This window comes from Dinghuibacter silviterrae (genome assembly GCF_004366355.1).
Classification (GTDB): domain Bacteria; phylum Bacteroidota; class Bacteroidia; order Chitinophagales; family Chitinophagaceae; genus Dinghuibacter; species Dinghuibacter silviterrae.
Map to the genome: position 1 here is coordinate 1,732,933 of NZ_SODV01000001.1, position 12,784 is coordinate 1,745,716.

A 12,784-nucleotide genomic window follows, 5' to 3' on the forward strand; every position below is an offset into this window, starting at 1 on the left:
TGCTCGTCTTTTCGACTTGCTGAAGAGCCCTTCCCACCCCTTAAAGACTGCCACGCTTCCCCTTGGCGCAACAGACGCATTCCAAAAATTCGGCCGCGAATTCGGCCGTAAATTTCCTGGATACTGCACCACATACGGGACATACAAGATTGAAGCGCCTTACCTGGAGGTCAGTAAGCAGGACGGGTCTTGTGGGTGGAATGGGTTTCAGCAGCTTTGTGCGGATTTTTTTGGGGGGAGTGTCGACAGTGGCTTATAATCTGACGCTCAACAATTCTCTTCCTAATTCATGCAACCCCTGCTCAATCTTTTGTTTCTGCTTATCCGAAGCCAGCGCATGTCCCGTCTTATATTGCCGTAAAAGCGACGGATTCATGCCGATCTTCTTTGCCAGACCTGTTGCGTCAAGCATGCCGAAGTGATTAAAAATGCTGGCTATATCGTATTTAAAAATAAACTCCAGATTACCGCCATTTAGAGCAGGATCAGGTTCCTTGCCTTCTTTTTTGCAAAAATCCAGTACGTCCCGAATGGCATTTTCCAGATCTTTTTTTGCTGCGTCTACCGTATCCCCATAACCCGTTACCGGGAAGTCATCGCCATAAATGCCAAACCCTGTAGAGGAGGCTTCGACAACAAGGATCACTTTTTTCTTTTTCATACTATTCATTTTAAATGCTGGGGCTATTTCAGCCCCGCTTGCTTCAATATCTTATTAGCGGTACCCTGTGGCACTTCTTTGGTGCCGTGCTTGCCAAGGGGTATGATGCCTGGTTTGGTGGGATGCACATAAATCAAGTGACCGCTTGCTCTTTTCACATACCATCCATCCCTTTCCAGCAAGCGTTGCAACTCAGAAAACTTCATATTGCGGCGATCTGTTTCGCCTGTAAAAATAACGAATGTGTTATTGGATGCTACTACAAAAATAACATTTTAGTTATAAATCCCTCAAATTTTATAACAATTGTATCCTTTGCAATTGAATGTGTTGTGATTAAAAATTCGATTACATCATCAAAGCTTCACCTTCAACTTATACTCCCCAATAATACTTATAAACGCCTCCGCATTCCCCCTGGCATCATCCACCGGATGGTGGGTATGCCTGGTTTTGCGCAGATGCTTAAAGGACTTAAACGTATCCCTTACGAGCCCCTTATAAAGACTTCCGAGGTTCTGGGAGCTAAAACCGAACGGGTTGCTCCCCGTAAAATGGTGGAAATACCAGCAGACAAACATCCAATCGAAACCGTTGTTGTCACTAATGAATATGGGCCGGTCTTTGCTTTGGGTGTTGATCCAGGTGGCAAATTCGTTCATGACTTTTTGTGGATCGTCAAAGGCCAGGGTTTCTTCCCGGGTATGACCGGATACGGCAAGGGCTTCAGGAATGAATTTATTGGAGATGGGCTTTAGCCGGCCGTAAAATGTTTTTTCCAAGGTCTTGTCGACGAGTACTGCGCCGAAGGAGATCATCGAGTAGTCGCCGGGTATTGGACCATCGCTTTCAATGTCGACCATGATATAGGCCATAAAATTATTTTTTTAACCGCGCATCAAACTCAAACGCCTCCACCCGAAGGTGTTTGATCCGTTCAAAATCCGGATGCGTGGGATTTAAAATGAAGTTATACTCCTCCGGCACAATCGCCGAAGGCACCCTCAACACCGCCGACGCCCCGGAGGCAACCCACGCATCGCCTATGCGCTGTGTATAAGGCATACGCACATACCCCCTCCAGTCGGGCGCCAAAGAGGAGAGCGCAATCGATTCTATAACGACAGAAGAAGGGAGCTCGATCAGCACCGTCCTGAAACTTCCATCCAACCCACGGGCGCTCCGGTGAACGACGTTTTCGAGACAGGCGAGCGCGCGACTGGCCGCGGTGTAGATGACCTTGACATCCTTGGAATTCCACCGGGCCGGATTCCCGGAAGCACTAAGGGTGTCTGCATAGCGTGCGAGGGTAATCCTGTAGACAATCATAGGCTAGGCGAGGTCTCCGTATTCGATCCGGGAGAGCTCTTCGCCCACGAGGTCGATGCCGGTGATGGTGTCGATAAAGGTTTGGGGGACCTGGTTGCCGAGTCCGAAGGCGGGGGCGGCCATCCACTCATTGAACGCTTCCACGGATCCGAAGACGGTGATGCCTTTGTCGTAGAGGGCGAAAAGCTTGAGGAGTTTTTCGCTGATGGTGGAGTCGAGGGGGGTGTTTTGGGCTTTGTAGGTGGTCAGGGTTTTGAAGGTCTTTTTGAGGAGTTGCTCAACGACCTGGGCGGAGTATTGGGAAAGGGCAATAAAATCGAAGACGGCGTCGGGTTTGAGGCCCTTTTTGGCGTCGTATTGGAGGGCGATCGCGTTGTCGAACGACCGCTGATATTTGGCCAGGACCTGGCCTGCCTTTCTGTTTTCTCCGGGGATCATGTGATAAAGTTACGGAAAAATTTCCGAAGAAAAAGGAAAAATTTCCGGGCCGGGGACGGCGCCGCGAAATAAAGGCTCAGGCCTCCTGCAATATCCCATCCAACACATACTTCAGTTGGTCAGCGCGCATCACCCCGCTTTGCCGCCAAAGGACCCGTCCGTTGCGGAAAACGATGAGGGTGGGCACGCTTTGCACCTGGTAGGTGGCGGCAACGGCGGGGTTGCGGTCGACGTCGATTTTGAGGATGGAGATGCTGTCGCCCATTTTTTCTTTGAGCTCTTTGAGGATGGGGGGCATGGCATTGCAGGGGCCGCACCATTCGGCGGAAAAATCGACCAGGACGGGCTTGGAACCTTGGATCAACGCGCCAAAAGAGGGCTTTTCGGGGGTGGACATAGGTGTCGTTTGAAACAAAGGTACGAAACCTAGTCTGGGAACTGTATCGTAAACCGCGTCACCCCCTCCGACGTTAAAAGCGAAAACTCGCACCCATGCTGCACCAGTATCTCGCGCACGAGGGTGAGCCCGATCCCCTGTCCGTCCTTTTTGGTGCTGTAAAAGGGCGTGAACAAGGGGGCATCGGCGGGAATGCCACGGCCATTGTCGGTGACGACGAGACAGCGGCCGGAGGAAGAGATGTTGACGGCACCGGAACCATCGATGGCCTCGATCGCATTTTTGACGATATTGACCAGGGCCTGCTCCATTTGCAACACGTCGGCAGACACCATAAAAGATCCGGGGGAGAGGGTGAGGGTGACCGGGAATTGAGACGACATGAGCTGGGCCACGGAAACAGCAATTAAATGAAGATCGACCGGCTGAAGAACAGGTGGCGGCAGCTTCACAAGCTCGGCGAAGTTGCGCACAAAGTGATTGAGGTGCTGGTTGCGTTGAAACGCCGCGGTGAGGGCTTCGTGTAACGGCGGTGGCAGGGGGTGCCCAGCCGAAACCGTTTGTATGATGGAGTTGACGGGACCGATGGTATTATTGACCTCGTGGGCCATCATGCGGATGACCTTGCCATAGGTATCTTTTTCGGCGGCGAGGAGCTCGGCGGTGAGTTCTTCGATCATCACGAACTGGCGAGGGAAGCCGCGGTCCATAAATTGGGACTTTTGCAGCTTGTAGGTGTGGACGCCGTGGAGCTTGACAACCCGGGAGCCGCCGGTGGGCAAGGCGCGCAAAAAGGCGAACAGCTCTTCGGACAACAGAGGCGCAGCGGCGGGATTGACCTGTTGAACACGCCCGTCAAAATCGAGAATGATGATCCCGGTAGGGGAGGTCTGGATCAGGCGATCCAGAAAAAAATGCTGCTCCTCCTGGCGCGTCCGCTCAGCGCGGAGCTCGTCGATCATCCGGTTGTAGACGTCGATGAGCTGGTCCATCTCGTATTTGCCGGTGGGCCGGAATTTGACGGTGAAGTCTTTGTCGCGGATGGCCTCGATGCCCTCCATGAGCATGCGCAGGGGACGGATGAGCTGGCGGTAAAGACTCCAGGAGATGGCCAGGGACCCGACCAGCACGGCTTCCGACAGAATAAACACGAGAGGCGTGCTGCGCCATACCATAAAAGAAAGCACGAGCAACGTGGCATGTAGGAGGACCACCAGCAGGATGAACTTAGTCCTCAGACGCATCGTAGGGGATTTGGTATTTGTCGAGGCGGCGGTAGAGAGCGCTGCGGGTGATGCCAAGCGCCTTGGCGGCCCGGGCGATCTTGTGTTTGTGGAACTCCAGGGCGCGTTTGATCATTTCCACCTCCATGGCTTCGAGGGTCTGGAAGGGACCAGCGGGGCTCGTGGGGGAACGTTCGAGCTGGGCCATGAAATCCTCCACGCGCAATTCTTCAGAAGCGGAAACCAGGATCGTCCGCTCGACAAGGTTCTTGAGCTGGCGGATGTTCCCGGGGAGGGGTAGGTGTTGCAGCCAGCGCATGGCGGCGGCAGAGACGGATAAGGACGGGCGGTTATAAATCTCGCGGAGGTTACCGATAAAAAAATTGACCAGGAGGGGAATATCCTTTGGCCTTTCCCGTAAGGGAGGCAGGTGGAGCGTGATGAGGTTGATGCGGTACAACAGGTCTTCCCGGAAGGCGCCGCGGGCGACCATGTCCGCGAGGTCTTTGTTGGTGGCGCACACCACCCGGACGTCCACGGTCTTGGTGCGGCTGCTGCCGAGTACTTCGTAGGTCCGGTCCTGGAGGACGCGCAACAGCTTTACCTGGCTGCCGGCGTCGAGGTCGCCGATCTCGTCGAGGAAAATGGTGCCTTTGTGCGCGGTTTCGAAGCGGCCGGCCCGGTCGAAACGGGCGTCGGTAAAGGCGCCCCGGATGTGGCCGAACATCTCGCTTTCAAAAAGCGAGGTGGAGATGCCGCCGAGGTTGACCTTTACAAAGGGTTTGGAAGAACGGAGGCTGTTTTGGTGGATGGCTTCGGCGATGAGCTCCTTGCCCGTACCACTTTCTCCCGTGATGAGGACGGAGGCCTCGGTGGGCGCGACCCGGCCGATGGTGTCGAGGATCTGGAGGATGCGCGGGTCCTCGCCGATGATGTGCTGGAAATGGAACTGGGCGTCCAACTGCTGGCGGGTGCGACGGCCTGGACGTGGGCCGCGGAGGTCCAAAAGGGTTTTTATCGAGGCCAGGAGGTGTTCGTTGTCCCAGGGCTTATGAATAAAATCTCCGGCGCCCAGCTTCATTCCCCGCACGGCCAGCGCGATGCTGCCCCAGCCGGTGATGAGGATCACGGGCACGTCGGGGAATCGGGCGCGAAGAACGGCAAGCAACTCCAAACCCTCTTCCCCCGTGGTCCCCATGGAAAAATTCAGGTCAAGCAACACCAGGTCAGGGACGGTCTTGTCCATCACTAAAAGGGCCTCCGCAGGACCGGCCGCCTCGCGCACGCTGTACTTATGTGTTTTAAGCAGCAGCGCCAGCGACGCCCGGACAGCGATATCGTCATCGATGATCAGGATCATAGGCCGTTAGTCTTCGTGCAGGGCCTCGGCCGGAAAGATCGACGCGGCCTGTCTGCCGGGGTAAAGGGAACAAATAGTAACCAGGACATACATAAACAAGATAGTAAAAATAAGGGCTGCGATGTATACGCCCGTCGACATGTCGAATACATGCAACAAGGGAAATTGAATTGCGAAGAAAAGCCCGATGACCACCCCAAAGGTTGCCAGGATCAGGGTTTCCACCCAAAGCTGCCTGGACACGGACCAGCCGCTGGCCCCCACCGCCCTGCGGAGACCGATCTCGCTTTTGCGTTTGTTGATGTTGTACCAAAGCACGCCGAAAAGGCCAAAGGCGACATTGATGACCAGGAAAGCGGCGATGATCATGAAAATAATCGCCGGCATCAGGTACTGGACGTCGATCGAGTCTCTGGTATCGTCCAGGTGTCCAATGCTGACGTTGGCGTTTTTCATCGCGTTGGACAGGGTCTTGTACAAATTGGCTTCGAGGTTGGCGTCGGCGTCGGGGGATACCCGGACAAGCATGATGTTCACGCCGTGGTAAAACGCGGTGTCGATCCGTGTCCACATCGATATATGAGGCGGCATATAGTCCCCGGCCCATTTGGCGTCGGCCAAGACCCCGATGACGCGCATGCGGTTCTGGTCTTTGTCTGACCCGGTCAACTGGCCGAGGGCGGGTCCGTTCCCAAATGCCGTCTTTCTCAGGGCCTCGTTGATGATGACAGGTGGGTGTGCTGCCGCGTCGTCCTCCTTTCCAAACCACCGGCCTTCGAGCAGGGTCATGCCCAGTACATTGTTATAATGATCGTCTGCCTGAAAGTAGTATATCCCCTGGTGGGACGTATTGCCGATGAGCATGCCGGTGCTGCTCATGGCGTTGATAAAGGGGATGTTGAAGCTGCTGTAACAGGCGTCCTCGACGCCGGGCATAGAGGCCACCGTCAGTTGCAGGTTGTGGTAAAACTGTGCCAGGGAGTCGGCCGAGGCTACATTCCCGCCATTCGTAAAGCTGACGTTCCAGACGTTTTTGTCGGCTAAGCCGAGGGGCTGGCGATAGTTTTTATAGAAGTAAACCCCCATGGTTGCGAGCGCAAAAATGACCATGAAGGAAAAAAAGATTTCGATCACCAGGAGCGCGTGTTGCTTTTTTTTGTTCCACATGAGGGCGAATAAATGCTGGAGCATGGTAGACGTTTTTAGGATTTCAAGGCGGTGACGACGTTGAGCCGGGACATCCGCCAGGCAGGATAAACACCGGAGAGCAGGCCAAAAAACAAACAAAGCCCCAGCCCGCAGGTCAATACGGTGAGGTTGAGCGTCAGGTGGAGGTCGGGTACCACCTGGGAATGATTGATCAGGGCCAGGGCCAGGAGGGAAAGCGCGACACCGATCAGCCCCCCGAGCAGGGTCAGGAAGACGTTCTCTACGATGAATTGAACGACCAGGGTCGCGGAAGAAGCGCCGAACGCTTTACGCACCCCGATCTCGGAAGAACGCTCCATGATCCGGGTGGTGTTGATGCTGATCAGGTTCAGGGTGGGGAGCAACATGAAAAGAAAAGCCAGCAGGGCGGCGCCCAGGTAGAAATAGGTAAGACCCGTGCCCTCGCGGGGGTTCCTGTAAGGACCTTCTCCTCCAAAACCCTCGTACAGTTGCCGGGTAAATGTCACCAGGAAAGGGTCTGCATAAGCCGCCTGGTGGTCATAGTCCTTGCCGTCGACGGGGACCCGGGCAAACATTTCTTTGAACTCCTGCTGAACTTTTGGAATGGCTGCCCGGCTGGGCGCCAGGATCATACCGGTGTAATCCCCTAACAGGTCTTTCGAATCCAGGCTCACCTTGGAAAGGGAGTAAGGGAGGTAAATGTCGGCGGAGGAAAAAATATTGGTATTGGGATCGGACCGTACGACCCCGATGACCTGGTATTGGACATTGTCCGCTTCAATATATTTACCCACACTTGGTTTGTCTTTACCAAAATAGGCTTCCTTGGTGGCCTCGGAGATGACGGCCACCTTGCCCCCGTTGTCGATCAGGGTTTTGTCATAAGGTTTGCCTTCCAGAAAGTCATATCCCAGGATGTCCCAAAAATGCTGGTCCGTAAAACGGATACGCAGGGACAACTTCCGGCCGTTGACATAGGTATTGGTACCGGTGTGATTGGACACGAAACCGATGAGGGCCGGTGTTTTGAGGGTACTCATATAATGGGTGATGAAAAAGAAGCTCGCGGCCCCGTTGGTGAGAAAGCCTTTGGTCTGGTGCCACTTGTGGATAGAATTGACATAGAGGATCCGGCCCCCCTTGTCATCGGGGTAGGTTGGATGAAGGACGCCGTCCTCGAAAGCCGTGGCCACCATCAGGACCGCCAGCGTGAGGCTGATCCCGAAAAGGCTGATAAAAGTGAAAAACTTCCGCCGCTTCAACACGGCCATCGCGATTTTGAGATAATTACGCAGCATGGTTATTGTACTTGTGATCCGTCAAACAATCTGACCAGCCGGTGCGTGCGACGCGCCATGCTTTCATCGTGGGTGACCATGACAATGGTGGTTCCCTCGGTGCGGTTAAGGTCGAGCAGGATGTCCATGATCTCACCCCCCATCACCGAATCCAGGTTGCCCGTGGGCTCGTCCGCCAGGATGATGTCGGGTTTGCCCACGATGGCACGGGCGATGGCCACGCGTTGTTTTTGCCCGCCCGACAATTGGGTGGGAAAATGTTTGACCCTGTTGGCCAGGCCCACCCGGCCGAGTGCCTCCCCCGCCAGTGCCCTTCTTTCGCGGGCGCTCATGGCGCGGTAGAGCAGGGGCAATTCCGCATTGTCGAGGACCCGGAGGTCACCGATGAGGTGGTAGCTTTGAAAGATAAACCCGATGGACTTATTCCGGAAGTGGGCGAGTTGTTTGTCCCCCATCCGTGCGGTGGCCTGACCGCCGACGCGGACCTCTCCCTTGGAGGGACCGTCGAGGAGACCCATGATGTTGAGCAATGTACTTTTCCCACAACCCGAAGGACCCATGACGGAGAGGAATTCGCCCTTGGCGACGTCGAGGTTGATGTTCTTCAACGCCAGCGTTTCCACAGTGTCGGTCCGGTAGACTTTTTCTATGTTCTTAAGGTGCAGCATACGTGTTTATTTATACGTGATCTTTTCATTTTTTTCAAAATCATACAACGAAAGGTAGCGCAACTGGTAATACGCTCCCCAGAAATCCCGCAGCGCGCCGATGTAGTCCCGCTGGGCCTGGTCGTTCTCCTGGAAGGCGATGCTGAGGTCGGTGATGCTCAGGTCGCCCAATACGTACCGCTGCCGGGCGATCTCGTATTTCGCGGCGGCGATGCTGTCGGCCCGGGCGGTGAGGCCCACCTGGTCTTTCATCACGTTGAACAGCGAGACCTGGGTGACGATTTGTTGTTTGAACGTTTGCTTGTCCTGCTCCACGGTGTATTCCACCAACTGCTCGTTGGCCTCCGCGGTCCGGGCCCTTGCCTTGGAGCGGCCCCAGTCCAGGATGGGGACGTTGAACTGGAGCTGGAGGAGCTGCTGGTCCTGGGGCGCGTGGTAGACGTCGGGGACCGTGGGCCCCGTATTGGAATAGCCTAAGTTGGCCGTGAGCGTGGCCGTTAGCCCGTTCTGCCCCTTGGCCAGCGCCACGTCCCGCCGGGCTTCGGCGATCCTCCGTACAAAGGCGATGGCGTCCGAACGGTTGGCGTAGGCCTCGTCCAGTACCTTGTCCGTGGAGATGGTGACGTCGCTGATGATGTCCGGGATGCTCAGGACGATGTTGTCTGCCGAGTCCTCCCCCGTATACGTCCGCAGCGTCAGGGTGGCGATCTCCAGGTCACGGCGGGCGGTGCCTTCCGCCTTTTCCGTGTTGAGCTGCTCCAGTTGCAACTGAAGGATCTCGTTCTTCGACACTTTACCCAGGTCATATTTGATCCGCGCGATCCCCAGAATCTTTTCGGTGTTGTGCCGGTTGGTCTCCGCCATGCGGAGGTTCACCTGCGCCAGGAGCAGGTCGAAAAAATAGCCTTCCGCTGCAATGGCGATCTTTTCCTGGGCTTCGATATACGCCTGTTTGCTCTCGCGGTATTTGAGCGGCTCGATCCGGTTGTCCCAGCGGAGGCTGTTGTATTGGAAAAGCGGCTGGCTGTAGCCGATGGCGTACGGCACGCCATTGTACAGGATGACCTTGTTCTTGAAATCGTTGAACTGTTGGAGCTGGGTCTCCCCGTAGATGGTCCCGCCCGTGGCAGCGATGGTTTGGCTGAAATTGAGGGTGAGGGAGGCGTTATCCTGGTACACCGGTTGGAAAAGGATGGTCCCGTTGGGTTGGAGGACCTGGGTATAGGTCTTGCTGTATCCCGGGACGACACCCGTCATCGACAGTTGCGGCTGGTAGTTCGAGCGGTACGTGCGGTATTGCCAGTACTTGGTCTTCCGTACGGTAATGGCCTGTTTGGCGTCGATGGAATTTTGCCTGGCCAGTTCCACGACTTCGGCCAGCGTGAGCCGTGCGGTGTCCGGCCGCACGCATAACAGCAGCCCTACGCAATATAATTTAGCGAACAACATCGAGCTGTTTTGTGTTTTTATAATCGCTCATATCCGAATCGATCACCGTGTCCCCCGGTTGCAACCCCTCCTGTACTTCCACAAAGTCGAAGCTCGTCAGGCCGATCCGCACGGTTCTCCGGTACGCCTTCCCGTTTTTCAACACGAAAATATCCTGCACCTTCCCCCCTTTGAATGCCGCCCCGTTGGCTACCCGAACCACGCCGTTGTGGGTGTCGGTCACCAGGAAAACATCCACCTTGAGGTTGGGCCGGAGCTGTGCATTACCGGGCTGATCCAGGCGAACGTCAAAACTGACGAGGCCCCCCTGGACCGACGGGTAGACATTGTCCACATGCCCCCGGAGCAACGTGTCGTTGATGCGGATGATCGCCGGCATCCCTCCCCGGAGCTGGTCCAGGTAGGTATCCGAAATGCTGCCCGACACCTTGAAGCTGCTCAGGTCCGCAATCCGCGCTAGGGTTTCCCCCGTCTTGACCGCGGTCCCGATGTTTTTGTCGATATAGGTGATGACCCCGTCCCTCGTCGCGGTGGCGTCCGCCAGCTTTAGCTTCCGTGCCAGCGCGTCCAGGTCGCTTTTCTGGATCTGTGCCGCCAGCTCCGCCGCCTTTATGTCCAGCTGCATGGTTTGCTGTTTCGAACGGATCTGGCTTTCCAATTGTCGCTTCTCCTCCTGCGCCACCTTCAGGTTTAGTTCCGCCTGCTCGATGTCCTCGCGCGTTCCCCCGCCCGCGTCATACAAACGCCTGGCGTTCTCCACCGCGTCCTTCAGGTTCCCGATGTGCAACTGTTTGATCGCGTCGTTGGATTGTATGTCCGAATAGCTCTGGTTCAGGTCCACCCGGAGGCGGTCGATGTCTCCCTGTTTGGAGGCCAGCTGGAAGGTCAGTTTCTGCAACTCCGCCTGCGTCTCCGATTTGTCCAGCGCGAGGATGGATTCACCGGCGTGCACTTTTGTCCCTTCGTCCTTGAGGACCTTGCGGATGGAGCAGTCGATGGCGCTCGTGAGCGTCTCCTCGAATTCCGGGAGCACCTCCCCCGAAGCGCTGATCGTATTCTCCATATTCCCGACACCCGCGACCGCGGTGATCAATGTCGACCGGCTGATCGACGGCGTCAGAAAACCCCAGGTTATCCAAAAGGCGATCCCCAGGCAGACCGGGAGGAGGATGCTCCAGAGGAGGCGGTTGCGTCGTTTTTTTCTGGTGACCGATGCGGGGAGGGCTGTATCCATGCCCGTTGTGGCTGCAAGGGCGGTGCCACGGGTAAGTCGCTCTCTATTAGCGAGTTGTCGATTTTGTTGGAAAAAAAAGTGCTCGATACCGGACACTTTTTCCGCGAGCGGGCAGCACGAACCGCCTGACCACCGTCAGTCGATAGATCCCCGTCTTTATCCGGTACGCTTCCGCGGCATAGACCCCCGGCAGGGCCACCTGCCCGTTGACCCAGGACGCGTGCAATCCCCAAAGGGACCCGTTGTACCCCGCGGACAAACGGTAGGTGACGAGGGGAATAAATCCTTCGTGTTGAGCGGCGGTGTTCCCGTATTCGTGGGTCGTGCCATAAGCTCCGGCGACGGTAGCGCCGCCGGTTAAAAAGTAGTGGCGCCGCCAGACAAACGTATAGGCATACCCCACCCCGGGGCCCATTTCGAAAAAGCGGGCGCTCCTGGTCTTGTATCCTGAACTGTCTTTTGACAGAAAGGACGGCGCCAGCGCGCTGTCCGCGCGGATAGAACCGAAATAGAGCTCCCAGCCGGCCAGAAAAGAACCGGCGGACCGGAGCTGCCATTCGTCCGAGACCATGGCGGCGCGATAGGAGAAACGGCGGAAGTTGAATACATAATACCCGGCGGCGCCGCCGTAGGCTACGCGGAGGTCCGGGCGGGAATAGTCTGCGTCCATGCGAAGGGCGGCGTCGGGCAGGTAATAGCCATGATAAAACTGTCCAAGAAGGTCCACGGAAAACCGCCTGAAATAAAAGTGGGTTTGGAGGTCGAGGTAGCGGGTCCTGCCTTTTTCATTCGGGGGCGCGAGAAAACCGAGGCCGGCGGCCAGGTTCAGGGTCACGAAGCTATAGGTAGCGCCGATGCCGATGTTCGGCGGGGTATTCGGCCGGTATTTGAGGGTTCCCCCGGGTTCGGACAGCAACAGGCGGGTATACTTCCTGGACGTAAAGATCCGGGCAGTGATTTCCCGGTGGTAGGAATGGTAGTAGGTAGAGTCGAATGTCTGCGCCAGGCCGTAAAAAGGCACCAGGACCGCTATAATTGTTTTACAGAGGGTCCCGTATCTTTGGGGTATGGCGGAAGATTTGCACATCGCGACTGGTACAAAGGTAGAACAATACGAAGGTCTCCTACCACAAATCACGGGCCTTCTCGAAGGGGAAACGGACCTGGTGGCCAACCTGGCCAATATTACAGGGGCGTTGAAAGAACAGTTCGGCTGGTTTTGGGTGGGGTTTTATCTTGTCAAAGGAGAAGAGCTGGTCCTGGGCCCGTTCCAGGGACCCGTAGCCTGTACCCGGATCCGCAAGGGTAAAGGGGTTTGCGGGACCAGTTGGGCGGAAGCCAGGACCGTGATCGTTCCCGACGTCGAGGCGTTTCCGGGGCACATTGCCTGCAGCAGCCTGTCGCGTTCGGAGATCGTCGTTCCGCTGATCAGGGACGGCGTGGTCCGGGGGGTGCTGGACGTGGACAGCGCCGAACTGGATACGTATGACCTGACCGACCGCCTGTACCTTGAACGCGTAGCGGCGATGATTCCGTTTTAACGCTTCAAAGACCATT

The 12,784-nt window shown here is 56.2% G+C and carries 15 protein-coding genes; 1 reads left to right on the forward strand and 14 read right to left on the reverse strand.

Translation table 11 applies throughout. The features are described from left to right. Positions 1-253: 253 nt before the first annotated feature. The 14 genes from EDB95_RS07740 to EDB95_RS07805 form a co-directional block, all read right to left on the reverse strand. On the reverse strand, positions 254-661 hold the full coding sequence (locus EDB95_RS07740; RefSeq protein ID WP_133992305.1) for a hypothetical protein: 408 nt from the start codon (positions 659-661) through the stop codon (positions 254-256). Between the two features lie 23 nt (positions 662-684). Further along, the gene (locus tag EDB95_RS07745) at positions 685-867 is read right to left on the reverse strand and encodes a type II toxin-antitoxin system HicA family toxin (RefSeq protein ID WP_133992307.1); all 183 of its coding nucleotides are present in this window, start codon (positions 865-867) and stop codon (positions 685-687) included. A gap of 150 nt (positions 868-1,017) precedes the next feature. Then, positions 1,018-1,536 (reverse strand): 3'-5' exoribonuclease domain-containing protein, encoded by a 519-nt coding sequence (locus EDB95_RS07750; RefSeq protein WP_133992309.1) that lies wholly within the window; start codon positions 1,534-1,536, stop codon positions 1,018-1,020. Between the two features lie 4 nt (positions 1,537-1,540). Beyond that, positions 1,541-1,990, reverse strand: coding sequence for an RES family NAD+ phosphorylase (locus tag EDB95_RS07755; protein ID WP_133992311.1), 450 nt, complete (start codon positions 1,988-1,990; stop codon positions 1,541-1,543). Positions 1,991-1,993: 3 nt separating this feature from the next. Further along, on the reverse strand, positions 1,994-2,428 hold the full coding sequence (parS, locus tag EDB95_RS07760) for a type II RES/Xre toxin-antitoxin system antitoxin (RefSeq protein ID WP_133992313.1): 435 nt from the start codon (positions 2,426-2,428) through the stop codon (positions 1,994-1,996). Between the two features lie 76 nt (positions 2,429-2,504). Further along, positions 2,505-2,825, reverse strand: a complete 321-nt coding sequence (gene trxA, locus EDB95_RS07765) for a thioredoxin (protein WP_133992315.1) — start codon at positions 2,823-2,825, stop codon at positions 2,505-2,507. 29 nt (positions 2,826-2,854) lie between these two features. Beyond that, a complete protein-coding gene (locus tag EDB95_RS07770) occupies positions 2,855-4,069 on the reverse strand; it encodes a sensor histidine kinase (RefSeq protein ID WP_133992317.1) in 1,215 nt (404 codons plus the stop codon). Then, positions 4,053-5,408, reverse strand: a complete 1,356-nt coding sequence (locus tag EDB95_RS07775; protein WP_133992319.1) for a sigma-54-dependent transcriptional regulator — start codon at positions 5,406-5,408, stop codon at positions 4,053-4,055. Before EDB95_RS07775 ends, EDB95_RS07770 begins: the two co-directional genes overlap by 17 nt. Positions 5,409-5,414: 6 nt before the next feature. After that, complete coding sequence (locus EDB95_RS07780; protein ID WP_133992321.1) at positions 5,415-6,599, reverse strand: ABC transporter permease; 1,185 nt, start codon at positions 6,597-6,599, stop codon at positions 5,415-5,417. 11 nt (positions 6,600-6,610) lie between these two features. Continuing rightward, positions 6,611-7,876, reverse strand: a complete 1,266-nt coding sequence (locus tag EDB95_RS07785; protein ID WP_133992323.1) for an ABC transporter permease — start codon at positions 7,874-7,876, stop codon at positions 6,611-6,613. Positions 7,877-7,878: 2 nt separating this feature from the next. Then, positions 7,879-8,544 carry an ABC transporter ATP-binding protein gene (locus EDB95_RS07790; protein ID WP_133992325.1) on the reverse strand — a complete coding sequence of 222 codons (666 nt, stop codon included), beginning with the start codon at positions 8,542-8,544 and terminating at the stop codon, positions 7,879-7,881. Positions 8,545-8,550: 6 nt separating this feature from the next. Further along, positions 8,551-9,993 (reverse strand): TolC family protein, encoded by a 1,443-nt coding sequence (locus tag EDB95_RS07795; RefSeq protein ID WP_133992327.1) that lies wholly within the window; start codon positions 9,991-9,993, stop codon positions 8,551-8,553. Next, complete coding sequence (locus EDB95_RS07800; protein ID WP_133992329.1) at positions 9,980-11,227, reverse strand: efflux RND transporter periplasmic adaptor subunit; 1,248 nt, start codon at positions 11,225-11,227, stop codon at positions 9,980-9,982. Before EDB95_RS07800 ends, EDB95_RS07795 begins: the two co-directional genes overlap by 14 nt. A gap of 46 nt (positions 11,228-11,273) precedes the next feature. Further along, positions 11,274-12,248, reverse strand: a complete 975-nt coding sequence (locus tag EDB95_RS07805; protein WP_162852513.1) for a DUF4421 domain-containing protein — start codon at positions 12,246-12,248, stop codon at positions 11,274-11,276. A 46-nt stretch (positions 12,249-12,294) separates the two neighbouring features. On the opposite strand from EDB95_RS07805, the gene EDB95_RS07810 reads away from it, so the two are divergent. Continuing rightward, on the forward strand, positions 12,295-12,768 hold the full coding sequence (locus EDB95_RS07810) for a GAF domain-containing protein (RefSeq protein ID WP_133992333.1): 474 nt from the start codon (positions 12,295-12,297) through the stop codon (positions 12,766-12,768). The last annotated feature ends 16 nt before the right edge of the window (positions 12,769-12,784 follow it).

Bases quoted from the DNA above. Each gene is read 5' to 3' on its own strand.
- EDB95_RS07745 (WP_133992307.1), bottom strand. From the start codon at position 867: ATGAAGTTTTCTGAGTTGCAACGCTTGCTGGAAAGGGATGGATGGTAT.
- EDB95_RS07780 (WP_133992321.1), bottom strand. From the start codon at position 6,599: ATGCTCCAGCATTTATTCGCCCTCATGTGGAACAAAAAAAAGCAACAC.
- parS (WP_133992313.1), bottom strand. From the start codon at position 2,428: ATGATCCCCGGAGAAAACAGAAAGGCAGGCCAGGTCCTGGCCAAATAT.
- EDB95_RS07795 (WP_133992327.1), bottom strand. From the start codon at position 9,993: ATGTTGTTCGCTAAATTATATTGCGTAGGGCTGCTGTTATGCGTGCGG.
- EDB95_RS07790 (WP_133992325.1), bottom strand. From the start codon at position 8,544: ATGCTGCACCTTAAGAACATAGAAAAAGTCTACCGGACCGACACTGTG.
- trxA (WP_133992315.1), bottom strand. From the start codon at position 2,825: ATGTCCACCCCCGAAAAGCCCTCTTTTGGCGCGTTGATCCAAGGTTCC.
- EDB95_RS07750 (WP_133992309.1), bottom strand. From the start codon at position 1,536: ATGGCCTATATCATGGTCGACATTGAAAGCGATGGTCCAATACCCGGC.
- EDB95_RS07775 (WP_133992319.1), bottom strand. From the start codon at position 5,408: ATGATCCTGATCATCGATGACGATATCGCTGTCCGGGCGTCGCTGGCG.
- EDB95_RS07770 (WP_133992317.1), bottom strand. From the start codon at position 4,069: ATGCGTCTGAGGACTAAGTTCATCCTGCTGGTGGTCCTCCTACATGCC.
- EDB95_RS07740 (WP_133992305.1), bottom strand. From the start codon at position 661: ATGAAAAAGAAAAAAGTGATCCTTGTTGTCGAAGCCTCCTCTACAGGG.
- EDB95_RS07800 (WP_133992329.1), bottom strand. From the start codon at position 11,227: ATGGATACAGCCCTCCCCGCATCGGTCACCAGAAAAAAACGACGCAAC.
- EDB95_RS07785 (WP_133992323.1), bottom strand. From the start codon at position 7,876: ATGCTGCGTAATTATCTCAAAATCGCGATGGCCGTGTTGAAGCGGCGG.
- EDB95_RS07755 (WP_133992311.1), bottom strand. From the start codon at position 1,990: ATGATTGTCTACAGGATTACCCTCGCACGCTATGCAGACACCCTTAGT.
- EDB95_RS07810 (WP_133992333.1), top strand. From the start codon at position 12,295: ATGGCGGAAGATTTGCACATCGCGACTGGTACAAAGGTAGAACAATAC.